This window comes from Polaromonas sp. P1_G4, assembly GCF_056405475.1.
In genome coordinates this window covers 1-863 of record NZ_JBFUCA010000939.1, presented here as the reverse complement: position 1 = coordinate 863, position 863 = coordinate 1, and the positions used below count along the sequence as shown (strand labels likewise).

The window sequence follows — 863 nt, the reverse complement described above, 5'->3', positions numbered from 1 at the left end:
GCTCATTGTCCGCGCACCGGCCCCTGCCGCGGCACCAGCATCAACTGACGGCACACCTGTAACAGGCGTGCCCGGCGTGCTTTATGGCAATGGCGGAGCCGCCGCGGCACCCAAGGATTGGGCAGCGGAAAACGCTGCGGCGAATGCGCGGGCAGCTGCTGCTGACCGATCCAGCGGCGGATCGCGCCAGGCCATGCCCTCGGCACTGGGTGGCCTGCGCAAAGGCGGTGCCCAAACCCAGGCGCAGGCTTCCGACAAACAGATCATTGCCAATTGCGAAGCCAACCACGGCGCCCGCTGCAGCAGTGCCGGCGAAATAGCCCAACGAAGAATGGAGCAGCGCGAACTCACCCCAGCGGAAAAGCAGCAGCAGCAAAGTGCGGTGGCGGCGCGCCGGCAACGCGAACGGGAAGAAGCCTTCGAGCGGTCTATGCGCCGATAAAGGTGATAAAGCGGGCAAGCGCCGGGTTGGCGCTTGCCCGCGGCCAGACCAGACTGGTCTCACAGCCAGGCACCACGGCCGAAGCACCCCGTGCACCACTACGCATGGAAGGCCTGCCACCAGGCAGGCTGCGATACACCACGCCAGGGCGCTGAAACTGCCGCACGCTCTCGGGAACCCAGGCCACGCCGAGCCCGGCGGATACCAGGTTCACGATAGTCTGCATCTGGATGGCTTCCTGGGCAACCTGCGGCAATTGCCCTGCGGCGTGATACATCGCAAAAATCGCGTCGTAGAGTGACGGAACGATTCGCCGCGGAAAGATCACTAGAGGCTCGCCCAGCAGATCAGGGAGCGCAATCGTAGTCTTGCTTGCCAGCGAGTGCTGCCCGGGTAGCGCCACCACCAACGGGTCCTTGCT

At 65.0% G+C, this 863-nt stretch carries 2 protein-coding genes; one reads left to right on the top strand and one right to left on the bottom strand.

Annotation, left to right across the window (positions count from 1 at the left end):
* On the top strand, nucleotides 1-442 hold a 442-nt coding region (locus AC1D1X_RS24600), incomplete at its 5' end, for a hypothetical protein (RefSeq protein WP_477699527.1).
* Here AC1D1X_RS24600 and AC1D1X_RS24595 read toward each other — a convergent pair.
* Nucleotides 429-863 (bottom strand): LysR substrate-binding domain-containing protein (locus tag AC1D1X_RS24595; protein WP_477699526.1); only part of this gene is annotated, 435 nt, incomplete at its 5' end. The two genes, AC1D1X_RS24600 and AC1D1X_RS24595, sit on opposite strands and share 14 nt — an antisense overlap.